Source organism: Kurthia sp. YJT4 (assembly GCF_030219945.1).
In the GTDB taxonomy this organism is placed as follows: domain Bacteria; phylum Bacillota; class Bacilli; order Bacillales_A; family Planococcaceae; genus Kurthia; species Kurthia gibsonii.
Window position 1 is genome coordinate 945,405 of the sequence record NZ_CP126689.1, and the last position, 26,158, is coordinate 971,562.

A 26,158-nucleotide genomic window follows, 5' to 3' on the forward strand; every position below is an offset into this window, starting at 1 on the left:
TTCGTCGTGTTGAAATGTCATTTTTTCATGTTCTCAAGTGGTACAGTTACGCATTTTTTATGGTACAATGTTACGAAAGAAAGGGTTGAACAAAGTGACAAAGAAAATTCAAATTGCAATCGATGGACCAGCTGGAGCTGGTAAAAGTACAATCGCAAAAATTGCGGCTGAAAAATTAGGTTATACGTATATTGATACAGGTGCGATGTATCGTGCTTTAACATATAAAGCATTACAACATCAAATTGATTTATCAAGTGAAGAAGCAGTAACAACATTACTAAAACAAACAGTAATCGAACTACAACCGTCTCCAAATGGCCAACTTGTATTTTTAGATGGGCAAAACGTATCAAGTGAAATTCGCTCAAATGAAGTAACAAGTCAAGTTTCAACTGTTGCAGCTCATGGCACAATGCGTGAAATTATGGTTGAACGTCAATATGAGATGGCTGAAAAAGGCGGCGTCATTATGGACGGTCGTGATATTGGAACAGCTGTATTACCGAATGCAGAGTTAAAAGTATTCATGTCTGCAACAGTAGAAGAACGTGCGCGTCGACGTTATGAAGATAATAAACAACGTGGTATTGACTCGTCATTTGAAGCGTTAAAAGAAGAAATCGCACTTCGTGACAAGATGGATAGTGAACGAGAAGCTTCTCCGCTTGTACAAGCAGAAGATGCTATTTATTTAGATACGACAGAATTATCAATTGATGAAGCGGCAAACGCAATTTTAAAATTAGCGAGTGAAAGGATGGCATAAGATGGACTTTTACCATTTTGCACGATCAGTTGTTTATGCAGCATTAAAACCACTCTACCGTATTCAAATTATCGGACAAGAAAATTTCCCTAAAGAGGGTGGTGTCCTACTTTGTTCAAATCACATTGACGAATTAGACCCACCAGTTGTTGGTGTAACAGCTCCTCGACCAGTTAATTTTATGGCGAAAGAAGAATTGTTTAAACTACCAATCCTTAAGGGTATATTACCAAAGGTACACGCTTTCCCTGTAAAACGTGGTTTAAGTGACCGTCAAGCATTACGAACAGCAATCTCTTTATTAAAAGAGGGGCAAGTTGTCGGTTTATTCCCAGAAGGAACGCGAAACCGCACAGGACAATTAGGAAAAGGTTTCTCAGGTGCAGGCTTTTTTGCACTACGTGGTGGTGATGCGGTCGTCATGCCATGTGCAGTTATTGGACCTTATAAGATGTTCCGTAAAGTAACGGTAGTTTATGGTCAACCAATCGATATGACACCTTATCGTGAAAATAAGGCAAAACCTGAGGAAGTAACTGAAGTAATTATGGCGAGTATTCAAAAATTGTTAGATGAATATCACCCAGATAATAAAAAATAAAGGGTAATTTTTGTCTTTCTGTTAGAAATCTACTAAAATAAAGGTAACTGAGGCGAAGGAGGATTACATATGTCTGAAGAGATGAATGTGAATGAATTACCAGAAATTCAAGAAGGTACGGTTGTAAAGGTAAAAGTTGAAACGGTTGAAGATAATCGTGTCATTGTTTCGATTCCAAATGCAAAGTACGATGGTATTATCCCTATTAGCGAGTTATCCAGTTTACATGTGGAAAAGGCATCAGACGCTGTATCAGTAGGTGATGAATTTGAAGCTGTAGTTACAAAAGTGGAAGACCCAGCGACAGATGCAGATGAAAAAACAGGTAACTATGTTTTATCAAAAAGAAAAGTAGACGCAGAACATGCGTGGGAAAAACTTGAAAAGCAATTTGAAGCGGGAGAAATTCTTGAAGCAGAAGTAAAAGATGTCGTTAAAGGTGGCCTAGTTGTTGATTTAGGCGTTCGCGGTTTTGTACCGGCTTCTTTAGTAGAAGATCACTTTGTTGAATCATTTGAAGACTACAAAGGAAAAATGATTTCATTTAAGATTGTTGAAATGGACCGAGAAAAAAATCGTTTAATCTTATCACATCGCGCAGTTGTTCAAGAACAAAAAGAAGAACAAAAAGGCGAAATTATTCAAAACTTACAAGCTGGCGATGTCGTAGATGGTGTCGTACAACGTCTTGCAACATTTGGTGCGTTTGTTGATTTAGGTGGCGTAGATGGTCTTGTCCACATCTCACAACTATCACATGAACATATCGAAAATGTGGAAGATGTACTAGAAGAAGGTCAAAAAGTAAAAGTGAAAATCTTAGCTGTTGACCCAGACGAAGGACGCATCTCATTATCAATTAAAGATACACTACCAGGACCATGGGAAAATATTCAAGAAAAAGTACAGAAAGATGCCATTCTTGACGGTGTTGTACGTCGTCTTGTAACTTTTGGTGCATTTGTTGAAATTTTACCTGGTATTGAAGGGCTTGTGCATATCTCACAAATTTCTCATAAGCATATCAACACACCGCATGAGGCTTTAAAAGAAGGTCAAGATGTGCAAGTGAAGGTACTTGAAGTGAATGAGAATGAAAAACGTATTGCATTGAGCATTAAAGCGTTACTTGAAGATGATACAGTAGTTGAAGAAGTAGTTGAGTATGAATTACCTGAACAAGAAACTGGCTTCTCATTCGGGGATTTACTAGGTGACAAATTAAAAGACTTCAATAAAAAAGACTAATAATAGAGCGTGTATAACATCCTATAAAGAGATGTTATGCACGCTTCTTTTTATCATGTAATGAGATATGAAAAAGCAGAAAGTTCCTTTATATACGGTTTTCCTTTTCATAGTGCTTTATTTTTGATAAAATAGAAGCACTGTAAACAATGAGTGGTTAGGTGATGGAACCCCCATCATCTTTTTTATTGTATAATAAGTAATTTTGAAAGTGGAAGGATGAAACAAAATGACGAAACCAGTTATAGCAATCGTCGGCCGTCCTAATGTCGGAAAATCGACAATCTTTAACCGAATTGTAGGCGAGCGTATATCAATCGTTGAGGATGTTGCGGGCGTAACACGTGACCGTATCTATAGTTCAGCGGATTGGTTAACACATGAATTTAATATTATTGACACAGGCGGTATTGATATTGGTGATGAACCATTCTTAGATCAAATCCGTGAACAAGCTGAAATTGCCATGGATGAAGCAGACGTGATTATCTTTATGACAAATGGTCGTGAAGGTGTAACATTAGCAGATGAGCAAGTAGCGAAAATTTTATATAAAACAAAAAAACCAGTTGTCTTAGCGGTTAACAAAATTGATAACCCTGATATGAGAGATATGATTTATGATTTCTATTCATTAGGGTTTGGCGATCCATTCCCAATCTCTGGTTCACACGGTTTAGGACTGGGTGATTTATTAGATGAAGCAGCAAAACATTTCCCAGAACAAGATGAAGTAGAGTATGACGAAAATGTCATTAAATTCTCTTTAATCGGTCGTCCAAATGTAGGGAAATCATCTTTAGTGAATGCATTCTTAGGTGATGATCGTGTTATCGTAAGTGACGTTGCAGGCACAACACGTGACGCAATTGACTCAGAATATGAATACGACGGTCAAGAGTATGTCATCATTGATACTGCAGGTATGCGTAAGAAAGGTAAAGTGTACGAGAGCACAGAAAAGTATAGTGTATTACGTGCATTACGTGCAATCGAACGTTCCGACGTTGTTTTAGTCGTTTTAAACGGTGAAGAAGGTATTCAAGAACAAGATAAAAAAATTGCTGGTTACGCGCATCAAGCAGGTAAAGCAGTCATCATTGTTATGAATAAATGGGATGCTGTTGATAAAGACGAAAAGACAATGAACGAAAAAACAAAAGAAATTCGTGAGCAATTCCAATTCTTGGATTATGCACCGATTGTTTTCACATCTGCTAAAACAGGTAAACGCGTACACAATTTACTACCTGTAATTAATCGTGTAAGTGAAAATCATGCAATGCGTATTCAATCAAGTATTCTAAATGAAGTTATTTCAGATGCAGTTGCACGTAACCCTGCTCCAACGGATAAAGGGCGTCGTCTACGCATTTACTATGCAACACAAGTGGCAATCAAGCCACCGACATTCGTTGTGTTCGTAAATGATCCAGAATTAATGCACTTCACATACGAACGTTTCTTAGAGAATCGTATTCGTGATACGTTTGAATTTGAAGGTACGCCAATTCGAATTATTACTAGAGCGCGCGATTAGAGGAGGAAATGGACAGATGAGTAAAGTTACAGTATTTGGAGCTGGCTCATGGGGAACAGCATTAGCGACTGTTCTTGCCGAAAATGGACATGATACATTATTATGGTCTCATCGAGAGGACCAAGCACAAGAAATTCAACAGCAACATACAAATGAAAAGTATTTGCCGGGAACAGTATTACCGCAAAATCTTTGTGCAACTTCAGATGTAGCATCTGCAGTGGAGCATGCTGAAGTTATTGTGATGGCTGTGCCTACTAAGGGAATTCGTGAAACGTGCCAAAAAATTATGAAGACGTTAAACCGTCAAATTATTTTTGTACATGTTTCAAAAGGAATTGAACCAGATTCATTAATTCGTATTTCTGAAATTATGAAAGAAGAATTAGCAGAAGAAGTTGTAAAAGATATTGTGGTCTTATCTGGACCAAGTCATGCGGAAGAAGTTGTTAAAAAACATCCAACAACAGTTGCATCTTCTTGTGAAAACTTGGAATCAGCTGTCGTTGTACAAGATTTATTTATGAATCATTATTTCCGTGTTTACACGAATGAAGATGTTGTTGGTGTAGAACTAGGTGGTGCATTAAAGAATGTTATTGCTCTTGCGGCAGGTGTTTCAGATGGTATTGGCTTTGGTGACAATGCAAAAGCTGCACTCATTACACGTGGTTTAGCTGAAATTTCACGTTTAGGTATTAAAATGGGTGCAAATCCAATGACATTCATGGGCTTAGCTGGTATGGGTGACTTAATTGTAACGTGTACTTCTGTTCATTCTCGTAACTGGCGAGCAGGTAATTTATTAGGTAAAGGTTTGAAACTAGAAGAAGTATTAGAGCAAATGGGTATGGTTGTAGAAGGCGTTCGTACAACAAAAGCAGCACACCAACTTGCTGATAAATACGAAGTTTCAATGCCGATTGTTCAAGCCTTATACGCAGTATTATTTGAAGATCAATCTGCAAAAGAGATGGTTGAGAAACTTATGTTGCGTATGAAAAAGTCAGAAATGGACGGACAATACTAAAAAATTTCTACTATTATATAGTAATTTACAAATTAACACATAATGTTACAAGTTATATGTAATGTTATGTGTTTTTTAGATTTTAAATTCCTTTTTAAAAAGTACCTAAGATATTTGTATTCAAATATCTTAGGTACTTTTGTGCAAATGATATAAAAACTTATCATTTCAGAAAAAAATTTTAACGAAAAAAATAGCAATATTACAAAGAAAATAAGCTGTAGAAAATATATAATTTTAAAAAAAGGGGTATTTTTTTATAGTTATCTCAAGAGAAAATATATACTTAGAAAATAAAAAGAAGTGGAAAAAGCTTTAAAAGATAACTCTTTTTTGAGATAAAAAGTCTATTTACTTACAAAAAATAAAAAGAAATATATGTATTTAAAACGCATATTCGAGTGTATGAAAGTGATTAAGAGAAAGAATAATTTTTTTGAGAAATTCACTTTGTTGTATTTAAGAAAAAATAATCTTTTCTAATATATATACATTTCTATAAAAGAAATAAAAATATATAAGTTAAAATGGTATGAAAAGGTATTTTTTGCGCTTTAAACCCTTGCAAAATCAATGTTTTCAAATAGAAATAAAAAAATAAAGTAAATGTGTTTAAAAGTTCTAAAGAACGGTAATCTATAAGGTGTGGAACGGTAATATGTGGTAAATGTTGGTGTAGCAATGTTTTAGAAAAAAATAAAATTATTTTTATTCATATATTTGAATAAAAAACCGATTTATTGAAACTTTAATTTTTTTCTGAAAAATGATGTGGTTTGTAAAATAAAGTTATTTTTGTTTCAATGAATGTTATGAGAAGTTATTTTATGCTTATTTGAAATCTATATTTACTTTGAACTGGCATGAAGTAACTAAATAGTTTACAGTTGATAAAAGTTGGTAAAAGAAGTATAAATATTATTGCGAAGTAAATCGTGTTTATGATACTCTTTTACATGATTTAAAACAAAAGTCTTTGAGAGGAGGTGAATGGTGTGAACAAAACAGAATTAGTAAACTCAGTAGCAGAAGCTGCAGAACTTTCTAAGAAGGATGCTGCGAAAGCAGTTGAATCTGTATTTGAAACAATCCAAGAGGCTCTAGCTAAAGGTGATAAAGTACAGTTAATCGGTTTCGGTAACTTCGAAGTTCGTGAACGTGCTGCTCGTAAAGGACGTAACCCTCAAACAGGTGAAGAAATCCAAATCGATGCAAGTAAAGTACCTGCTTTCAAACCAGGTAAAGCACTTAAAGACGCGATTAAATAATCGAATCGAATGCGGTACATAAGAGTAGTTAATCTTTTGATTAGCTGCTCTTTTTGTATGCACTTTTATACAAATCGAAAAAATTGCATATTTTCACAGAAATAATAAGTCTTAGCCCTTTGCCTTGCATGGTCGTATATGCTAACATCAAAAAGAGAATTTAACAAGCAGATTGATTAAGTGATAATGGGGGAGTAATTTTGACAAAGGAAATCAGTTCACAAGTTGACATAAATAAAATTCAAACAGCTGTAAAAATGATTTTAGAAGCTGTAGGAGAAGATCCGTCACGCGAAGGATTACTTGATACACCAAAACGTGTAGCTAAAATGTATGCAGAAATGTTTGAAGGTTTACATAAAGATCCAAAAGAGTATTTTGAAACGGTATTTCATGAAGGACATGATGAAGTCGTTCTTGTAAAAGATATTCCATTCTTTTCAATGTGCGAACATCATCTTGTACCGTTCTATGGTAAAGCACATGTAGCATACATACCAAAAGACGGTGTTGTAGCTGGATTGAGTAAATTAGCGCGTACCGTTGAAACAGTCGCACGTCGCCCACAACTACAAGAACGTATTACAGATACAGTTGCACAAACACTGATGGATATGCTATCTCCACAAGGTGTATATGTAGTCGTAGAAGCAGAGCATATGTGTATGACGATGCGTGGCATTAAAAAGCCGGGTGCTAAAACGATTACATCCGTTGCTAAAGGTGTATTTGAGGAAGATTCTGTAAAAAGAAATGAAATTCTCTCGTTCATTCAAATGCCTTAATTTTAATAGGCTTTTGTGGTATGATAGAATGAGAAAATTCGAATGATAGGAGAGCTGTCTTATGTCTCAAAATGATTTTATTGTAATTAAAGCAGAAGAAGATGGTGTACACGTAATAGGCCTTACACGAGGCGATGACACAAAATTCCATCATTCTGAAAAATTAGATCAAGGCGAAGTTATGATTGCGCAATTTACCGAACATACATCTGCGATGAAAATTCGTGGTAAAGCGATTATTCAATCTGCAAATGGTACAATTGAAAGTGACGCAAAGAAGTAACAAGTATTAAACATCGTGTTGATTGAAACATCAGGAAATGAATTGAATGGAGATTTTTTTTATGAATGCAGCTAACATGGAGCAACTTGTAACAGAATTAAAAGATGAAATTTACAATAAATTGCATCATAGAACCCTCCTAGCATATACAGGTCAGCCACCAATTTGGGATGATCAATTGTTTTATTTATTGCTACCAAGAGTAAACGGTGAACAGTGGACGAAACAACATCAAGTAGCTGCTCAAAGTGTTGCCATGATTCAGACGGCTTTAACAACGCATGATTTGGTAAAAGAACAACAAGCGACGTCAAAAGCACAACAATTGATGGTATTAGCTGGAGATTACTATAGTGGCATGTACTATGACACCTTAGCAAAACTACCAGATATTCAGTTTGTACAAAAATTATCAAATGCCGTAGCAGAAATCAGTGAGCAAAAAACCGCATTCTATGAACCGAAAGAGTGTACACTAGAAGAGTTGCTCCTTCGCTATGAAACCATCGTTAGTAGAGCAGTAGAACAATTTATGGGGCATTTTGGCTTTACAGTATATATTGAATTGATGAAAAAAGGCATGTTACTCAGTCGTTTATCAGCAGAACTCAAAAAAGTAATAAATGATACAAGTACAATACGTCTTTTTCGTGTGATTTCAGAAAGATTTTCTTCAAAGGATGAAGCCATCCAAGCAATCCAACAAGAAATTACCACACGAGCTACAAAGCTAACAGAAGAAATTCATACTATGGGATTTTTAACGAATGTTGCAAAAACTGCCATTTTAAGTCGAATTGAGGCGCTTAATCACAGTGCAACGTAGGAAGAGGGAAGGTTGAAAAATTGGCACAATCAAAATCAGAACGCGTACATGAAGTCTTTGAGAATATTTCAGGTGACTATGACAAAATGAACTCGGTGATTAGTTTCCAGATGCACAAAAGCTGGCGTAAAGATACGATGCAGCAAATGAACATCCAACCAGGAACTAAAGCATTAGATGTTTGTTGCGGTACAGCAGATTGGACAATTGCGCTTGGTGAGGCAGTTGGTAAAGATGGCGATGTTATTGGTTTAGACTTTAGTCAAAATATGCTGAATGTCGGCATCGATAAAACAAAAGATATGGACAATGTGAATTTAATTCAAGGGAACGCAATGGAACTACCTTTTGAAGATAATTCGTTTGACTATGTAACAATTGGATTTGGTTTACGTAATGTACCGGATTATATGCAAGTATTACGTGAAATGAATCGTGTTGCAAAACCAGGCGCAAAAATCGTTTGTCTTGAAACGTCACAATCAGAGATCCCTGTCTACAAACAGCTATTTAAATTTTACTTTAAATATATTATGCCGATCTTTGGTAAATTATTAGCTAAAAGTTACAAAGAGTATTCTTGGTTACAAGAGTCGGCAGATACGTTCCCAGGACGTAAAGAGTTGAAAAAAATGTTTGAACAAGCAGGTATGGTGAATGTATCTTATACCTCTTATAGCGGTGGGGCAGCTGCAACACATATTGGCTATAAAAAAGAAAAATAGGCGGGAGAAGGTTTATTCACGTGGAAAAGATGAAGCTAAAGATGCTCTACTCTGGTATGAAATCAGAGATTGACATCATCGAAAAAGAATTAGAAACGGCGCTGAATTCCTCTTCACACTTTTTGAATGAAGCTTCTTTGCATCTTTTGAAAGCTGGGGGAAAACGCATTCGCCCAGTTTTTGTTTTGCTCGCTGCAAAATTTGGACAATATGATATTCAACAAATCAAAAATGTTGCTGTGCCACTCGAATTAATTCATATGGCATCACTTGTTCATGATGATGTAATTGATAATGCGGAATTACGTAGAGGTCGCGAAACAGTAAAAGCACAGTATAATAACCGAGTAGCAATGTATGCAGGCGATTTTATTTTTGCAAAAGCATTAGAATATATGACGCAAATAAAAAAACAACAAGCGCATCAAGTATTATCAAATACAATGGTTGAGATTTGTGTGGGAGAAATTATTCAAATTGAAGATAAACAGGTACTCAAGCAAAACTTACGTGATTACTTCCGTCGGATTAAGCGTAAAACAGCTGTTTTAATTTCTTCAAGTTGTGAGCTAGGAGCAATCGCTTCAGGCGCATCGCCAGAAGTTGTACGTCATATGCGCCGTTTTGGATATTATGTAGGGATGTCATTCCAAATTATTGATGATATTTTAGATTTTACGGCAACGGATAAGCAGCTAGGTAAACCAGCAGGAAGCGATTTAATGCAAGGGAACGTTACATTACCAGCGTTATATGCTTTAGAAGATGACCAAATTCGTCCAATGATTGAAAAAGTGATTGAAGGGCCGATTACTGAAGGCGAACGTCAACAACTATTGAAGGCGATTCGAAAATCTGACGCAATTCAAAAAGCAAATCATATAAGTGATTTATATTTACAGAAGGCGTTAAAAGAAGTAGACAAGTTACCGAATCATCCAGTGAATAAATCACTTGTAGATATTGCAAATTTCATGGGGAAACGTAAATTTTAACCAAATTGTCATAGTATTTGTTGAACATTATGGCATTCAATGATAGAATTTTACGGTAGGTAAAATACCTGTAGATATTATTAAGGAGTGTAATTTAAACATGGCTATCCAACAAACATTTTTAATGGTTAAACCTGACGGCGTAAAACGTCAAGTAGTAGGTGATATCGTAGACCGCTTCGAACGTCGTGGCTTCGAATTAAAAGGCGCTAAACTAATGAACATCACAAAAGAATTAGCAGAAAAACACTATGCAGAGCATGCAGAACGTCCATTCTTTGGCGAATTAGTAGAATTCATCACTTCTGGTCCTGTATTCGCAATGGTATGGGAAGGCGAGAACGTAATCGCTTTAGCTCGTCTTATGATGGGTGCTACAAACCCAGCTGAATCTGCTCCAGGAACAATCCGTGGTGACTACGCTACAACTGTAGCTGAAAACATCATTCACGGTTCTGATTCTTTAGCATCTGCTGAACGCGAAATCGGTCTATTCTTCGGTGAAGAAGGTTTAGTAAAATAATTTTCATCTCGTAGATGAAAATTATAAGTAAAGTAAAAACATCTTTACTAACCGTAAAAATGATTTGATACTTTGAATGAAAGAGTTGCACATCTGTGTGGCTCTTTTTTTATTGTGCTTCAGATTATGTCCGTTTTTTAAAAATAAATGAATGAAAGCGCTCTGATAAACATCTTTTCACGTTACACTATTTCAGAATATGAAAAAATGTTTTATAATGGTAAGTATGAATAGAGGGAGGAAAAGGTATGACAGATTATGAAATGTTCGTTGAACGTGTAAAGACGAAAACCGGCATTGATTTAGCTCTTTACAAAGAGGCACAAATGAAACGACGCTTAACGTCTTTATATGAGAAAAAAGGTTTTAGTAATTTTGTAGACTTTTTCAAAGAGATGGATGTTAATCGTGAACTTATGGACGAATTTTTAGATCGTATGACGATTAATGTATCTGAATTTTATCGTAATGGTAAACGATGGGAAGTTTTGGAGAAAAAGATTTTACCACGTCTCTTGAAAGCAAGCCCACGCTTAAAAGTATGGAGTGCAGCTTGTTCAACAGGTGAAGAACCGTATTCACTTGCGATGGTACTATCAAATCATCAGCCATTATCTCAAGTATCTATTTCAGCTACAGATTTAGATGAGAATGCAATTGCTAAAGCAAAAGCAGCCATCTATCCGGAGCGCTCCCTTGCCGAAGTTCCAGCACAAATGAAACAAAAATATTTTGAGCAAGAAGGTTCTTTTTATAAAGTAACGCCTGATATTAAAAGAACGGTTACATTTAAAAAACATAACTTATTAAATGATCGATATGAACAAAATCATGATTTAATCGTTTGTCGTAATGTCATGATTTATTTTACAGAAGAAGCGAAAGATCAAATTTATCATAACTTCAGTAAAGCTTTGAAACCAGGCGGTGTACTATTTGTTGGAAGCACTGAACAAATTTTTAATCCAGCACAATATGATTTTGAAGTAGAAGATACATTTTTCTATCGTAAAAAAGGTTAACTATAAGAGGAATGCGCTTTTCGCATATGTGAAAAGCGGTTTTTTATAAATAAAAATAAATTCAAAAAACATCAAAATTTCAGTTAATTTATTTTTATTATAAAATCAACTGAAATTTATAAAAATATATGTTATAGTGAAAAACATATACTTTAGCGATGTGAAGGGGGAAAGCGTAAATGAGATACTTAACAGCGGGTGAATCACATGGCCCACAATTAACAACAATTATTGAAGGACTTCCTTCATTACTACCAATTACAGCAGAACAGATTAACCATGAATTAAAAAGACGCCAAGGAGGGCATGGTCGAGGTCGACGTATGCAAATCGAAACCGATACGGTAGAAATTACATCAGGTATTCGTCATGGTAAAACGCTCGGCTCACCTGTTGCGCTTGTGGTAACGAATGATGATTGGAAACACTGGACAAAAATTATGGGTGCAGAGCCACTTCCAGAAGATGTTGACCCGAATGAGATCAAACGTCAAATCTCGCGTCCACGTCCAGGACATGCCGATTTAGTAGGCGGTATGAAATATGGTCACCGCGACTTACGAAACGTCTTAGAACGCTCATCAGCACGTGAAACAACTGTACGTGTAGCTGTTGGTGCAGTAGCTAAAATTCTTTTAGAACAATTAGATATTCGTATCGTAGCGCATGTTGTAGAAATCGGTGGTATTACAATCGACCGACAAGCAGTTGAAGGAAAATCAGTAGAAGAAATCCGTACAATCGTAGAAGAAGATCCATGTTACTGCGTGGACCCAGAAGCTTCAGCAAAAATGGTCGCACTAATCGATGAAACGAAAAAAGCAGGCGATACAATTGGTGGCGTTGTTGAAGTCATCGTAGAAGGTATGCCAGCAGGTGTCGGTTCATATGTACATTACGACCGCAAGTTAGATGGTAAACTGGCACAAGCGATGCTTAGTATCAATGCTTTTAAGGGTGTTGAATTTGGTATTGGCTTTGATGCAGCACATGTACCTGGCTCACAAGTACATGATGAAATCATTTGGGATGAGGAGCAAGGTTATACACGCCGTACAAATCGCCTAGGCGGTTTAGAAGGCGGTATGTCTACAGGTATGCCAATTGTTGTACGTGGCGTTATGAAGCCGATTCCAACACTTTATAAGCCATTACAAAGTGTGGATATCGAAACAAAAGAGGCATTTAAGGCTTCTGTAGAACGTTCAGACGCATGTGCAGTACCAGCTGCATCAGTCGTAGCAGAACATGCGATTGCCTTTGAAATTGCGAATGCAATTTTAGACCAATTCCATGCAGACCAGTTACCACAACTGCAACAACAAATCGAGCAAATGAAACAACAAGCGAAGGAGTTTTAATGATGCGTATTCCCGTACAAACACCATCTCACGCCTATGAAGTCGTGATTGGTTCACATCATTTAACAGAAGCTATTACATCACTTGCTAGCAAAATCGAAACAGCCGATCAATTGGTTGTATTTACAGATGAACACGTTTGGGCGCTTCATGGAGAACATTTTTCAAAAGCTTTTCCACATCCATTCAAATTGCATATTTTAGCTGCAGGTGAAGCATGCAAGACATTTGACAGTTATTACGCAGCGCAAACATTCCTTTTAGAACAAAAATGCACACGTAAATCAATGCTTTTTGCATTCGGTGGTGGAGCAGTAGGCGATTTAACTGGTTTTGTAGCAGCTACTTTTATGCGTGGTATCCCATTTGTTCAAATTCCAACAACTATTTTGGCGCATGACTCAGCTGTAGGTGGAAAAACAGCCATCAATCATCCACTAGGTAAAAATATGATTGGTGCGTTTTATCAACCAGAAGCTGTTTTATATGATATTGCATTTTTAGCTTCATTACCTGAAAAAGAAGTACGTTCAGGCATGGCAGAAGCGATTAAACATGCCCTCATCTCGGATGAACAGTGGTATGAAGAATTTTTAACGCAAGATATTCAGCGTTTATCAGAAGAGCAATTAGCGCACTATTTAGAGCGTGGAATCACAGTAAAGGCAGACATTGTTTCACAAGATGAACAAGAACATTCCGTACGTAAATACTTAAACTTCGGTCATACGTATGGTCATGCAATTGAAGCTGCTTCTGGATTTGGAAAGTTAGCACATGGTGAGGCGATTATGATTGGTATGGTCTATGCCTTATTGTTAAGTGAAAAGTATGGTCAACTAAATCGTGCGAATACGTTAGAGTTCTTAGCTTTCGCTCAAAAGAATGGCTATACATTCAAACCAGTACATGATTTTACGTTTGATACGTTATTACCATACTTAATGACAGATAAAAAAGCAGAGTACGGTATTTTACAATTCGTTCTATTAGATGAAATTGGTAAGCCGTTTGTTCAAAAAGTAACAGTAGAAGAGTGTCGCGAAATCGATACACTACTACGAACAATTGTTTAGGAGGTGTCCCATATGATTCGAGGTATTCGAGGTGCAACAACGATTACAGTAAATGATGCTGTACAAGTAGAGATTGAAACAACGAGATTATTAAAAGAAATCATTGAGCGCAATGAAGTAAAAGCAGAAGATGTATCATCCGTTATTGCAACAACGACGTCAGATATTACATCTGCTTTTCCAGCAAAAACTGTACGCACGTATGAGGGATGGGATTATGTTCCGGTTATGTGTATGCACGAAATGAATGTCGCGGGTGCGTTACCACTTTGTATCCGTCTACTTGTGAATGTAGAAACGCAAAAAGCACAGAAAGAAATTGCCCATGTCTATTTGAATGAGGCAGTGAAATTAAGACCAGACTTAGTAAAATAATGAGATGAGGAAGAAAGAGGCGACTTAACGATGAAGTGGAAAGAATCAGTAAAAGGGTTGAAAGCATACCAACCTGGAAAATCAATTGAAGCAGTGAAGAAAGAATTCGGGTTATCGGAGATTGTAAAATTAGCATCGAATGAAAATCCATTAGGATGCTCACCAAAAGTAACGGCTTATTTAGAGAATGCAGTGCATAACTTTGCATTATATCCAGACGGTTATGGTACAGCGATGCGTGAAGCAGTTGCAAAACATTTAGGTGTAAACGGTGACGAATTAATTTTTGGTAACGGCTCAGATGAACTGATTAGTATCGTGACACGCGCGTTACTTCAACCAGGTGTAAATACAGTTATGGCAACACCAACATTCTCACAATATAAATTAAATGCACTGATTGAAGGTGCGGAAATTCGTGAAATTCCATTGAAGAATCGCACACATGATTTAGATGCGATGCTTGATGCAATTGACGAAAATACAGCAGTTGTATGGGTATGTAGCCCGAACAATCCAACAGGTGTGGTCATTGAAGATGCACCACTACAAGCATTCCTGAAAAAAGTACCGAAAGATGTACTTGTCGTTTTAGATGAAGCATACTTTGAATATGTAACAAATCCAAATTGCACAGATTCACTACCATTATTAAAACAATACGACAACTTAATCATTATGCGTACGTTCTCAAAAGCATACGGTTTAGCAGCTTTCCGTGTAGGCTACGGTATTGCCAATAAAGAATTGATTGCGCGACTTGATCCTGTGCGTGGTCCATTTAATAATACGGTATTAAGTCAGGCGATTGTTCCGGTAGCAATAGCGGATCAAGCATATATTGAGTCATGTCGTGAAATCAATGAAGCCGGTAAAAAACAATATATTGCATTTTGTGAAAAACACCAATTAGATTATTACCCAACCGATACAAACTTCATCTTATTTGAAGTGAAGATGGATAGTGATGTCGTATTCCAAGAGTTAATGTCACGAGGTTATATTATTCGTAGTGGTAATCCACTGGGTGTTCCAAACTATATTCGTGTGACAATTGGCACGAAAGAACAAAATGAAGGCTTACTCGCACAGCTAGAAGAAGTGTTACAAAAACATGGGGTATTCGCTTGAGTAAAAAGCGAATTCTCATCGTAGGCTTAGGCTTAATTGGCGGTTCGATTGCGCTTGCTTTACAACGCTCTCCAGAACATGAAATTATCGGTTATGATGCAAATGCCGATACACTTCAAAGTGCGAAAGTATTAGGCGTTATTCATAAAGCAGCAACACATCCGAAAGAAGCCGTAAAAGAAGCCGACTTTGTCATTTTTGCAACACCTGTGAATGCAACACTTCAATGGATGAAAGAACTTCAAACATGGACTGTACCATCACATACAATTGTGACAGATACAGGAAGTACAAAAGCTATCATTATGGAAGAAGCGCAACATTTAGCTGAAAAAGGTATTACGTTCATTGGTGGGCATCCAATGGCAGGTTCACATAAAAGTGGTGTTCTAGCAGCTAAACCAATTTTATTTGAAAATGCATATTATATGTTGACACCTTTGGGAAGTACAAAGGAAGAACAAGTGAAAGCTTTAGAAGGAATTTTAAAACTAACAAATGCCAAACTCATGGTTGTTCCTGCTGAAGAACATGATCATATGACGTCGGTTGTTAGTCATTTCCCGCATATTGTGGCAGCGTCACTTGTGCATCAACTAGCAAATGAAAATGCAGAGCATCCATTCACGAAACGATTGGCAGCAGGTGGATTTAGAGATATTACACGTATTGCTAGTTCCAATCCAACAATGTGGCAAGATATTACGGTGCAAAATCGCGCGCAAATACAAGACCAATTAGCAAAATGGCAACAAGAGATGTCACGTGTGCAATCGATTTTAGAAAAAGGTACCGAACAAGACATTTATCAATTTTTTGAAGAAGCAAAACAATTTCGTGATGCATTACCTGATACATCAGGTGCCTTATTTACAACATATGATTTATATATTGATGTACCAGATTATCCTGGTAGTATCGCTGAAATTACAGGTTATTTTGCAGAAGAAAAAATCAGTATTACAAATATTCGAATTGTCGAGACAAGGGAAGACGTTTTCGGTATTTTAGTTGTAAGTTTCCAATCAAGTGGAGATCGTAAGCGAGCAGCAGAATGCATTCGTACACGTAGTCCATATGAATTTTATATTTCGTAAAGGAGAGATGACGATGCAAAAAATCGTTCAATTACAAGGGCAATCATTAAAAGGAACGATTACGGTTCCAGGCGATAAATCCATTTCACACCGTTCCATTATGTTCGGAAGTATGGCAAAAGGTAAAACAACAGTTACAGGTTTTTTACCAGGCGAAGATTGTCTTCGTACAATTGAAGCCTTTAAACAAATGGGTGTTAAAATTGAACAACAAGGTACAGATGTGACGATTGAAAGTGAAGGTATGGACGCATTCCAAGAGCCGATGGATATTTTGTACATGGGGAACTCTGGCACAACGACACGTCTATTACTTGGTTTACTCGCTGGTTCACACGTACACGCAGTATTATCTGGTGACGAATCGATTGCCAAACGTCCAATGAAGCGTGTCATTAATCCTTTACGCGAAATGGGTGCACATATTACAGGACGAGAAGATGGACAATTTACACCAATCGCAGTGAAAGGTACGACATTACAAGCGATTGATTACACATTGCCTGTAGCGAGTGCGCAAGTTAAATCTGCAGTGTTATTAGCAGGTCTAAATGCAGAAGGAACAACAATTGTTCGCGAAAAAGAAGCAACACGTGACCATACGGAATTAATGCTACGTCAATTCGGTGTAAATATTGATACAACAGATGGTGTGATTTCGTTAGCAGGTGGACAAAAATTAACAGCGAGTCATGTCGCTGTACCGGGCGATATTTCTTCAGCTGCCTTTTTCCTTGTAGCAGGTGCCATTACAAAGGGTAGTGAAATTACTCTTGAAAATGTAGGTCTTAATAAGACACGTACAGGTATCATCGAAGTGTTAGAAGCAATGGGTGCAAATCTAGAAATTCAACCGTATGACCATGAGCATGCTGAGCCAGCAGGTCGTGTCATTATTCGTACATCAGAGTTAAAGGGTACGACCATTGGTGGGAATTTAATTCCGCGGCTAATTGATGAAATTCCAATTATTGCTTTACTTGCGACACAAGCTGAAGGAACAACGATTATTCGTGATGCAGAGGAATTAAAAGTGAAAGAGACGAATCGTTTAGATGCAGTTGTTGCGGAATTATCAAAGCTGGGTGCGAATATTACAGCAACAGAAGAAGGCATGATTATTGAAGGTCCTACACAGTTACATGGTGCGGCATTAAAGACATATGGCGATCACCGCATGGGTATGATGAATGCCATCGCATCACTCATTACAGAAGGTGCTGTGACATTAGATGACGCTGATTGTATTGCGGTATCTTACCCAACATTCTTTGAAGATTTAGACAGTCTAATGAAATAGTTCATAAAACAAGCTATCATGATGCAGTTTTTATCAGGATAGTTTGTTTTTATTTTAAACAGAGAAATAAGAAGGGAATCAGTCATATTTTACCTGTAATTTTCTTCGATATTTCAAGCGTTTTTCCTTGTATATCCTACTTTCCTCATGTAGCATAAAGATGAAAATAATTTAGAAATAGGTGGATGACAGATGACAATCCAACAACAAATGGTTGAAGCAATGGAGCAAGGTGACCTTAATCAAATTCATGCACTAATGGAAGAATTCAAGTTACATGTCGATCCAGATATGCAATATGAAGTTGCTGGTTACTTGATGAATTTAGGTTTTATTCATGAAGCAGCAAGTGTGTTAGAGCATCTACAATTTTTATTCCCAGAAGAAAATCAAATTAAGGTTGATCGTGCCTCGTTATTGATGGAAACTAATCAAGAAGATGAAGCATTGGACTTATTCTTATCGATTCCACAAGATGCAGAAGAATATCCACAAGTATTATTGGCGCTTGCTGATTATTATCAAATGCAAGGTTTATATGAAGTAGCAGAAAAACATATGAATGAAGCGCTTGAGTTATTACCAGATGAACCACTTCTTCAGTTTGCAAAAGCAGAGTTATTAATGGAGATGGGACGTCTAAGTGAAGCGGCTCGTTTATATGAGAATTTATATAAAAATCAAAAAGAAATTGCAGGCGTTCGTCTAGTTGAACGTATTGCAGAAGTTCATCGTACGGGTGCAGCTTTTGAAGATGCCTACCATTATTATTTAGAGGCATTAAAAGAGAGTACATCGCCTGATTTATTATTTGGTGCGGCTTATAGTGCTTTTCAATTAGAGATGTACGAAGCGGCAGCACGTTATGGTGAAGATTTACGTGCGTTAGATCCAGATTACTTTGCCGGTTATCTATTATTGGCGCAAAGTTATGCCATGATGGAAGACAATGTCAAAGCTTTAGAAGTAATTAAAGAGGGTATTAAACGAGATGAGTATGACAAGGAATTATTCTTGTTTGCTGGTAAAATGGCAATCAAAAATAAATTGCCAGAGGAAGCAGAAGCATTTCTTCGTCAAGCGATTGCACTTGACCCAGAATATATGGAAGCAGTGCATACACTCGTATCAATCCTATCATCGGAAGAGCGCGATGAAGAAGTTGTTGAACTCATTGAAGGTCTATCGAAAGACGACTTTGAATGGACAGCACTTTCAATTTTTGCGGCGCTTGCCTATGATCGTTTAGAAATGTATGAAGAAGCTTACACACATTACCGTCAAGCATTCGAAGATTATAAAGAAGATGTAGACTTCTTAGAGAAATATGTTTATTTCTTAATCGAGGACGGGAAAAGACAAGAAGCCTTACAGATTGTAGCACTTTTACGTGACTTACAACCTGAAGAGCCGCAATGGATTGATTTACAAGCAAGCTTTGACGCTTAAGTTACACCCGGTTCAGCAAGTGATTGGAAAGAATTACTTACTAAAGGAGGGGTATTTATGAAGGCATCTGTGACAAATGTAGAGAAAAAGGCATTTATTAAATGGTTCTTAAAGCGTTACGATATGAAACGAAGAGAATGTGTTTGGATTCTTAATTATATTGTAGGGCATGATGACTTATTAGAAAGAATTCATTTCGTAGAAGAAGCGCATTTTTGTCCAAGAGCAATGGTCATGTCGACAATCGATTCATCTGGAATCCCATTCCGTTTTTATAAAGGAAATTTAATGACGGCTGATGCAGAAAAGTCATTTCATGATTTAAGATTGAATTCGGAAGAAGATATGTACATTCAGCTAAACTTCCCTAAAATACCACCTAATCCGGCTTACTTAGCTGTTTTAGAAGAGAATCCGTATATTCCGAAGTATTTACAATCGAATTACGGTGATCGTGAAGTTGCTGAAAAATTACTCGATGTAAGCATGAAAAATTTCCAAAAGAAAATGTTATTACAACAAATTGATGAAGCAATTGATAATCGCGATAAAGAACGTTTTTTACAATTGTCGGATCAGTTGAACCAATTACAGTAAATAGAAAAAAGGGCTTTGATTTTCGCAAATCAAAGCCCTTTTTCTGAGAAAAAGAAACGATAGTAGACCATTTAAAAACTTCTACTATATAATGGATAGAGATAGAGGTGGGGGGATTTCATGCGCTACATATGGGCGAGATTATGGACGATTTTAATATCAAAAACATTTTTAATCATGTTATTAATCGTCAATCTATTAGGTTCTATTTATGGATACATTTGGTACGGAGATCAGTTGGCTGAAGCAAAGCTAATCTTTTTAATATTTATACCAGATAGTCCAACAGCTACATTATTCTTTTCAATTGCGATTATTGGTTGGTTGTTAAAAAAACATTGGCGTTTATTTGAAGCGTTAGCACTCGTGACGCTTGTAAAATACGGTGTATGGGCTGTGGTCATGAATTTAATGGTCTTAAACGAGTTAGGGTCACTCGGGTTTGCTGGTTGGATGCTTGTAGTTAGTCATGGTTTAATGGCTGTCCAAGGCTTGCTTTATATGCCGATGTATGACTTTAAAAGTGTTCATATCATCATCACAGCAATTTGGACATTACATGATGTCGTGATTGACTATGTCTTTAACCAAATGCCTTGGTACCATATGTTAAATCAATATATGACAGGAATTGGATACTTTACATTTTGGTTGTCAATTGTGTGTCTAATCATTGCAATCTTTGCAATGAAAAAGAGGTTTTCAGTTGCCCCAAATTTTGTTTGACCTTAAAATAAAACTATGAACGAACTAGGAGGATGGTTAGATTGTCAATTATGATGTATATCATCTACTTTGCTGTTTTGATGTTATTACCACTGTATGCACAACGTAAAGTAAAGAAAACATATACACGCTATTCACAAGAATATTCAACATCAGGAATGACGGGTGCCGAAGTTGCTCGTAAAATTTTAGACCAAAATGGATTAGGAAATGTAAAAGTTGAGCCAGTCGATGGTTTTTTGTCAGATCATTATGATCCATCTACAAAAGTAGTGCGTTTATCAACGCATAACTTCTATGAAACATCGATTGCAGGTACAGCAGTTGCAGCCCATGAATGTGGCCACGCTATTCAAGATGCGGAAGCATATTCATTCTTAACATGGCGCTCAAAATTAGTTCCAGCAGCGAATATTTCATCAAACGCTTCATGGATTTTCATTATGATTGGTATGATTGCAACATTTAAACCATTAATGTTAGTAGGTATTATCTTATTAGCAATTGGTGTACTTTTCCAAGTAGTAACATTACCAGTTGAGTTTGATGCTTCTAAGCGTGCGATGCGCCAAATTGATCAATTGGGCATCATTAACAATGAAGAATATCCAAAAGCGAAAAAAGTATTAACAGCAGCAGCATTAACATATGTTGCAGCAGCAGCGACAGCGGTCATGGAACTTGCACGACTTGTATTAATTTATACAGGTATGGGGAATCGCGAAGATTAGTAACACAAAAACACCTTGTATTGTTACATTGACGTAACATACGAGGTGTTTTTTTATGTCATTTTTTTAAAAAAAAGAAGAAAAATAAGAGAATGAAATTATTTTACAAGAAAGAAGCGTTAAGAAATAAATGCTGAATCGTTGATTTAATAAGATTCTGCTAAATATAAGTCAAGCTCGTAATAATTTGTAATATATCTGTAACTTAGTTGACGCTAGACTGTAAGCTAACTCGTGTAAAGTTAGTCTCAGTTAAAAAAGTTCGTACATAATAACAAATGACATATAACAAACGACATATAAATCAATCAAATTAAAAAACGTGGGAGTGTTCATAAATTCATGAAGAAACATAAATTACTGACATCAATCTTAACAGGTGCATTAGCTTTAACAGTAGGTTTTACAGGGGTAGCTACTGAACAACAAGCATCTGCAGCTTCATCAAAAACAACAAAAGTTTCTAAAAATTACTATACAAAAGCCGCATTAAACATGCGTACAGGCCCTACTACAAAAGCAAAACGCGTTCTAACTATTCCAAAAGGTAAAAAAGTATATGCATACCAACGTAAAACTGTTTCAGGTACTTGGTATAAAGTAAAATACAATGGTAAAGTAGGCTGGGTGTCAGGTAAATATCTTTCTTCAAAAAAAGCAAAGAAAACGGTGAAAAAAGCATCTGCAGCTTCTGGTAATGCGATTATTAATGCAGGTCGTAAATATGTAGGTACACCATATGTATGGGGTGGATCACGTCCAGGTGGATTTGACTGCTCTGGTTTCACATCTTATGTATATAAACAAGCAGGTATGAAATCATTACCACGTACAAGTAGAGCACAAAAAGCTTCTGTTAAACGTGTAAGTTCACCAAAAGTAGGGGATTTAATCTTCTTCTCAGCAACTCCAGGTGGTTCATATGTATCACATGTAGGAATTTACGCAGGTAACAATCAAGTATTACACGCAGCTGGTAATAGTGTGAAGTTCCAATCATTAAGCGGTTACTGGAATCAACGTGTAGTAAGCTATGGTACAACACGTTAATTTAAATTAAATAGATGAATTACATATGTGAGAAACTATTTTCATATAAGTAAGGAGTTTCAATAAAAAAGGCTTGATTCGCTTTCATGTGAATCAAGTCTTTTTGTATGGTATATAAAAAGGCTGTAGTGTCTAAAATAGCACTACAGTCTCTTAATTTAATGATTATACAAAGCGTACTACATCTTCAACAGATAAACGAGAAGTACCACGTGCTGGGCCTGTTCCTTTACCAATTGCGATTAGAACGATTGGGAATTCATTTTCTGGTAAGTTATATGATTTTGCAAATTCATCTTTATTGAATCCACCCATTACAACTGTATCTAGTCCACGATCTTTTGCAGCTAATAAAAGTTGCATTGACACTAATCCAGCATCGTACATAGCTACTGAATGACGCGCAGCTACAGGAATACCGCTGTAAAGTGTTTCAGCATTTTCTGTTAGTTTTTCAGCCACTTCTGGATCCATAACGCCAGCATCTACACTTAGTTGGTGAATTTTACGTGCATTTTTATGGAAGTCAGTATCACCTAAAACCGCGATGATTGCTGGAGCTGTTTCAACTTGTTCTTGATTGAATGCCATTGTACGTAATTCTTTTTTCTTTTGTTCATCTGTAATAACGATGAAGCGCCAAGGTTGTTGGTTTGAAGAAGAAGGTGCAGTCATTGCATCTGTTAATAGCTCTGAAATTTCTTCTTTTGTTAATTTATATTCAGAATCGTATTTACGAATCGATTTACGTGCATACATGTTTTCAATTACAGCTGATTTTGTTGTTGTTGACATAATAAAAATTCCTTCTATATTTAACTAACTTAAAGTAAGTTAATGGGTATATAAAACATCTTACTTTAAGTTAGTTTTTATGTCAATCATTATTTCATTTGTGGTACAATAATAAATGTAAAGGAGCGATTCGATATGACACAGCCTATCTATTCAGAGCAAGTTTGTCAAAATTATCATCAAGCAATTGAATTTATCGGTAAGAAATGGATTGGGGCAATTTTATATAGTTTAGTTGATGGTCCATTACGCTACAATGAAATTCATGCGCGAATCGAAGGCATTTCGGATCGTTTATTAACACAACGTTTAAACGAATTAATCGATGCCGATATGATTGAAAAAGAATATATTAATGATTCTGTTAAAAAAACAAAATACCGTTTAACCGAAAATGGTCAAGCTTTTAAAGAAGTGATTCACTCGATTCAGAAGTGGGTTCATACATGCCAAAAAACAAATCAGTGTAAAGAACCGACATCACCTAACATATAGTCTCATTCATTACACACAAAAAAAGAGAACTCCGCTATAGTAGCAAGAGTTCTCTTTTTGTTTTTAATGATGAAGTGGATTGCGCTCGTCATCTAATGTGAAGCCCATTCCAGACACTTCATGCACTTCGGATATGGAGACAAATGCATAGGGATCAACCGAATTGACGAGACTTTTTAATTTGAATAATTCGTTTTTAGATACGACACAATATACAATTTTACGTTGCTCTTTCGTATAAAAACCTTCACCTTCTAAATACGTTACGCCACGTTCCATCTGTGTTGTAATTTTTGAAGCCACTTCTTCATAATGGTCTGAGATAATAAGCGCACCACGTGCTGCATACATCCCCTCTTGTACAAAGTCAATTACGCGTGCCGCAATGAAAACAGCTACTAATGTGTACATGGTTGTACGAATATCTAAGAATGTTAATGCAGAAATCGCAATAACGAGTGCATCAAGTAAGAACATCGTCTTACCCATCGGCCAACCGAAATATTTATCCGCAAGACGTGCAATGATATCAGAACCACCTGTTGTACCTCCGAAGCGGAAGATAATGCCAAGCCCTCCACCTAAAAATACACCAGCAAATAGAGCAGCAAGTAATAAATCGTCGTTTAGTGGGATATGAACATTGACGATTTGGAATACTTTAATGAAAACAGATACACTCACTGTACCAATAATCGTATAAGCGAATGCACGTTTACCAAGAATTTTCCAGCCGATAAAGAACATGGGAATGTTCAATACTAAGTTCATTAGTGCAGGGTCCCATTTAAAGAGGAAATAAAGAATCAATGTAATCCCTGTAAAACCACCTTCACCTAGCTTATTTTCTAATGTGAAATTCACAAGACCAAAACTGAAAATCGCTGCACCAAGTAAAATAAACAGCGTATTTTTCACTTTAACTAAACCCAAAAAAAGACCTCCAATCGAATGAAATATGCGAAAATGAAGTTTTCTGTCTTACTATTTTTTTCGCATATTGTATAATGTGTAATAGTGATGAAATCAATTCAAACAATAAATGGATGGATAGATTTACATTATCATGTATTTTAACTGTTTTTACAATAAAAAGATAATGTAGGGGTTACAAAATAGGGAGGAATGACACACATGATTACAGTAGCAATAGCAGGACCAAGAGGACGTATGGGACAAGAAGCGGTACATACCGTTATAAGCAGAGAAGATTTTCAATTAGTAGGAGTACTCGATCATAAAGAAATTGCAGAAAATCTACAACAATATCCACAATTTCCAGATACATATGATGTACCCGTATTTATGGATTTACAGACATTATTTAATGAAGTAAAACCAGATGTAATAATTGATTTAACAACACCAGAAGCTGTTTATGAACATACAAAATTAGCTTTAAAGCATGGTGTACGACCTGTAATTGGTACGACTGGATTTACAGATGAGCAATTACAAGAGTTAACGGATTATGCAAAACAGCATGGAATTGGAGCTATTATTGCACCAAACTTCGCAGTAGGTGCTGTATTGATGATGAAATTTGCAGCGATGGCAGCTCAGTATATGCCAGATGTTGAGATTATTGAATTACACCATGATCAAAAATTAGATGCACCATCAGGTACAGCGATTAAAACAGCGCAACTGATTCAAGAGAATCGTCCTTCACATAAGCAAGGACATCTAGACGAAAAAGAGACGATTCCAGGAGCTCGTGGTGCAGATTTTGATGGTATGCGTATTCATAGTGTTCGTTTACCGGGTCTTGTAGCGCATCAAGAAGTATTATTTGGTGGCGAGGGTCAAATGCTAACAATTCGTCATGATTCATATAATCGCGCATCATTTATGTCAGGTGTAAAGTTATGTGTTGAAAAAGTGATGACATTAGATCATCTTGTATATGGTTTAGAAAATATTTTGTAAGGAGAGATTGACATGAAAATCGCATTAATTGCACACGATCAAAAGAAAGAAGATATGGTAGAGTTTGCAATCGCATATAAGCCCATTTTAGAACAGCATGAATTATTCGCAACGGGTACAACAGGGCAACGTATTATCGATGCTACTTCCTTATCTGTTACGCGTTTTCGTTCGGGGCCACTCGGCGGAGATCAACAAATCGGCGCAATGATTGCGAATAATGATATGGATATGGTCATTTTTTTCCGCGATCCACTTACAGCTCAACCACATGAACCAGATATTTCAGCTTTGATGCGTTTAAGTGATGTATATCATGTACCACTTGCGACAAACATGGGGACAGCAGAAGTGCTATTAAAAGGATTAGAACATGGTTTTATTGATTTCCGATTATTAGCGGAAAGACGTTCTAAATAAAGAAAGTGATG

Annotated in this window: 29 protein-coding genes; 27 read left to right on the plus strand and 2 right to left on the minus strand. The window is 36.5% G+C overall.

The features are described 5' to 3' along the window. Positions 1-94 precede the first annotated feature (94 nt). The 24 genes from cmk (at position 95) to QN089_RS04640 (ending at position 22,508) form a co-directional block, all read left to right on the plus strand. Positions 95-769 (plus strand): (d)CMP kinase, encoded by a 675-nt coding sequence (cmk, locus tag QN089_RS04525; protein ID WP_197409919.1) that lies wholly within the window; start codon positions 95-97, stop codon positions 767-769. 1 nt (position 770) lies between these two features. Continuing rightward, positions 771-1,370 carry a lysophospholipid acyltransferase family protein gene (locus QN089_RS04530; protein ID WP_068454446.1) on the plus strand — a complete coding sequence of 200 codons (600 nt, stop codon included), beginning with the start codon at positions 771-773 and terminating at the stop codon, positions 1,368-1,370. 69 nt (positions 1,371-1,439) lie between these two features. Continuing rightward, complete coding sequence (rpsA, locus tag QN089_RS04535) at positions 1,440-2,618, plus strand: 30S ribosomal protein S1 (protein WP_121176166.1); 1,179 nt, start codon at positions 1,440-1,442, stop codon at positions 2,616-2,618. Positions 2,619-2,847: 229 nt separating this feature from the next. Further along, entirely contained in the window at positions 2,848-4,158 is a 1,311-nt protein-coding gene (der, locus tag QN089_RS04540) for a ribosome biogenesis GTPase Der (protein ID WP_068454440.1), read from the plus strand. 16 nt (positions 4,159-4,174) lie between these two features. Continuing rightward, positions 4,175-5,188, plus strand: a complete 1,014-nt coding sequence (locus tag QN089_RS04545; protein WP_068454437.1) for an NAD(P)H-dependent glycerol-3-phosphate dehydrogenase — start codon at positions 4,175-4,177, stop codon at positions 5,186-5,188. 995 nt (positions 5,189-6,183) lie between these two features. Continuing rightward, entirely contained in the window at positions 6,184-6,456 is a 273-nt protein-coding gene (locus tag QN089_RS04550; protein ID WP_068454434.1) for an HU family DNA-binding protein, read from the plus strand. A gap of 200 nt (positions 6,457-6,656) precedes the next feature. Next, positions 6,657-7,241 carry a GTP cyclohydrolase I FolE gene (gene folE, locus QN089_RS04555; RefSeq protein ID WP_276309714.1) on the plus strand — a complete coding sequence of 195 codons (585 nt, stop codon included), beginning with the start codon at positions 6,657-6,659 and terminating at the stop codon, positions 7,239-7,241. A 61-nt stretch (positions 7,242-7,302) separates the two neighbouring features. Continuing rightward, on the plus strand, positions 7,303-7,524 hold the full coding sequence (gene mtrB / locus QN089_RS04560; RefSeq protein ID WP_068454431.1) for a trp RNA-binding attenuation protein MtrB: 222 nt from the start codon (positions 7,303-7,305) through the stop codon (positions 7,522-7,524). Between the two features lie 61 nt (positions 7,525-7,585). Continuing rightward, entirely contained in the window at positions 7,586-8,350 is a 765-nt protein-coding gene (locus QN089_RS04565; protein ID WP_068454428.1) for a heptaprenyl diphosphate synthase component 1, read from the plus strand. Positions 8,351-8,370: 20 nt separating this feature from the next. Then, complete coding sequence (locus QN089_RS04570) at positions 8,371-9,075, plus strand: demethylmenaquinone methyltransferase (RefSeq protein ID WP_068454425.1); 705 nt, start codon at positions 8,371-8,373, stop codon at positions 9,073-9,075. A 20-nt stretch (positions 9,076-9,095) separates the two neighbouring features. Then, a complete protein-coding gene (hepT, locus tag QN089_RS04575; RefSeq protein WP_068454422.1) occupies positions 9,096-10,070 on the plus strand; it encodes a heptaprenyl diphosphate synthase component II in 975 nt (324 codons plus the stop codon). Between the two features lie 100 nt (positions 10,071-10,170). After that, positions 10,171-10,593: a nucleoside-diphosphate kinase gene (gene ndk, locus QN089_RS04580; protein ID WP_068454418.1), complete on the plus strand. Its 423-nt coding sequence runs from the start codon at positions 10,171-10,173 to the stop codon at positions 10,591-10,593. A gap of 248 nt (positions 10,594-10,841) precedes the next feature. Further along, entirely contained in the window at positions 10,842-11,615 is a 774-nt protein-coding gene (locus QN089_RS04585) for a CheR family methyltransferase (protein WP_068454413.1), read from the plus strand. Positions 11,616-11,794: 179 nt separating this feature from the next. After that, positions 11,795-12,976, plus strand: coding sequence for a chorismate synthase (gene aroC, locus QN089_RS04590; RefSeq protein WP_068454410.1), 1,182 nt, complete (start codon positions 11,795-11,797; stop codon positions 12,974-12,976). A gap of 2 nt (positions 12,977-12,978) precedes the next feature. Continuing rightward, positions 12,979-14,052: a 3-dehydroquinate synthase gene (gene aroB / locus QN089_RS04595; protein ID WP_068454407.1), complete on the plus strand. Its 1,074-nt coding sequence runs from the start codon at positions 12,979-12,981 to the stop codon at positions 14,050-14,052. A gap of 12 nt (positions 14,053-14,064) precedes the next feature. After that, a complete protein-coding gene (aroH, locus tag QN089_RS04600; protein WP_285216050.1) occupies positions 14,065-14,427 on the plus strand; it encodes a chorismate mutase in 363 nt (120 codons plus the stop codon). Positions 14,428-14,457: 30 nt separating this feature from the next. Beyond that, positions 14,458-15,558: a histidinol-phosphate transaminase gene (hisC, locus tag QN089_RS04605; protein WP_087680104.1), complete on the plus strand. Its 1,101-nt coding sequence runs from the start codon at positions 14,458-14,460 to the stop codon at positions 15,556-15,558. Next, complete coding sequence (locus QN089_RS04610; protein WP_068454397.1) at positions 15,555-16,655, plus strand: prephenate dehydrogenase; 1,101 nt, start codon at positions 15,555-15,557, stop codon at positions 16,653-16,655. The genes hisC and QN089_RS04610 overlap by 4 nt, the downstream gene beginning before the upstream one ends. A 13-nt stretch (positions 16,656-16,668) precedes the next feature. After that, positions 16,669-17,955, plus strand: coding sequence for a 3-phosphoshikimate 1-carboxyvinyltransferase (gene aroA / locus QN089_RS04615; RefSeq protein WP_481810424.1), 1,287 nt, complete (start codon positions 16,669-16,671; stop codon positions 17,953-17,955). A gap of 192 nt (positions 17,956-18,147) precedes the next feature. Next, on the plus strand, positions 18,148-19,404 hold the full coding sequence (locus QN089_RS04620) for a tetratricopeptide repeat protein (RefSeq protein WP_068454391.1): 1,257 nt from the start codon (positions 18,148-18,150) through the stop codon (positions 19,402-19,404). A gap of 57 nt (positions 19,405-19,461) precedes the next feature. Next, the gene (locus tag QN089_RS04625) at positions 19,462-20,001 is read left to right on the plus strand and encodes a ReoY family proteolytic degradation factor (RefSeq protein ID WP_068454388.1); all 540 of its coding nucleotides are present in this window, start codon (positions 19,462-19,464) and stop codon (positions 19,999-20,001) included. 120 nt (positions 20,002-20,121) lie between these two features. Further along, positions 20,122-20,727 carry a lipoprotein heptaprenylglyceryl N-acetyltransferase LhaT gene (gene lhaT, locus QN089_RS04630; protein ID WP_068454386.1) on the plus strand — a complete coding sequence of 202 codons (606 nt, stop codon included), beginning with the start codon at positions 20,122-20,124 and terminating at the stop codon, positions 20,725-20,727. A 50-nt stretch (positions 20,728-20,777) separates the two neighbouring features. After that, the gene (locus QN089_RS04635; protein ID WP_087680177.1) at positions 20,778-21,458 is read left to right on the plus strand and encodes a zinc metallopeptidase; all 681 of its coding nucleotides are present in this window, start codon (positions 20,778-20,780) and stop codon (positions 21,456-21,458) included. A gap of 342 nt (positions 21,459-21,800) precedes the next feature. After that, positions 21,801-22,508, plus strand: a complete 708-nt coding sequence (locus QN089_RS04640; protein WP_087680099.1) for a C40 family peptidase — start codon at positions 21,801-21,803, stop codon at positions 22,506-22,508. A gap of 165 nt (positions 22,509-22,673) precedes the next feature. Here the strand turns inward: QN089_RS04640 and QN089_RS04645 are convergent, their stop codons facing one another. Then, complete coding sequence (locus QN089_RS04645) at positions 22,674-23,303, minus strand: nitroreductase family protein (protein WP_068454381.1); 630 nt, start codon at positions 23,301-23,303, stop codon at positions 22,674-22,676. Positions 23,304-23,438: 135 nt separating this feature from the next. Between QN089_RS04645 and QN089_RS04650 the strand changes: the two genes are divergently transcribed. Then, positions 23,439-23,798, plus strand: a complete 360-nt coding sequence (locus QN089_RS04650) for a winged helix-turn-helix transcriptional regulator (RefSeq protein ID WP_068454378.1) — start codon at positions 23,439-23,441, stop codon at positions 23,796-23,798. Positions 23,799-23,861: 63 nt separating this feature from the next. Here the strand turns inward: QN089_RS04650 and QN089_RS04655 are convergent, their stop codons facing one another. Continuing rightward, entirely contained in the window at positions 23,862-24,731 is an 870-nt protein-coding gene (locus tag QN089_RS04655; protein ID WP_068454375.1) for a YitT family protein, read from the minus strand. Positions 24,732-24,932: 201 nt separating this feature from the next. Here QN089_RS04655 and dapB point away from each other — a divergent pair, with 201 nt between their 5' ends. Both dapB and mgsA read left to right on the plus strand, forming a co-directional pair. Continuing rightward, entirely contained in the window at positions 24,933-25,727 is a 795-nt protein-coding gene (dapB, locus tag QN089_RS04660) for a 4-hydroxy-tetrahydrodipicolinate reductase (RefSeq protein WP_409135919.1), read from the plus strand. Positions 25,728-25,739: 12 nt separating this feature from the next. Continuing rightward, on the plus strand, positions 25,740-26,147 hold the full coding sequence (mgsA, locus tag QN089_RS04665; RefSeq protein ID WP_068454369.1) for a methylglyoxal synthase: 408 nt from the start codon (positions 25,740-25,742) through the stop codon (positions 26,145-26,147). The last annotated feature ends 11 nt before the right edge of the window (positions 26,148-26,158 follow it).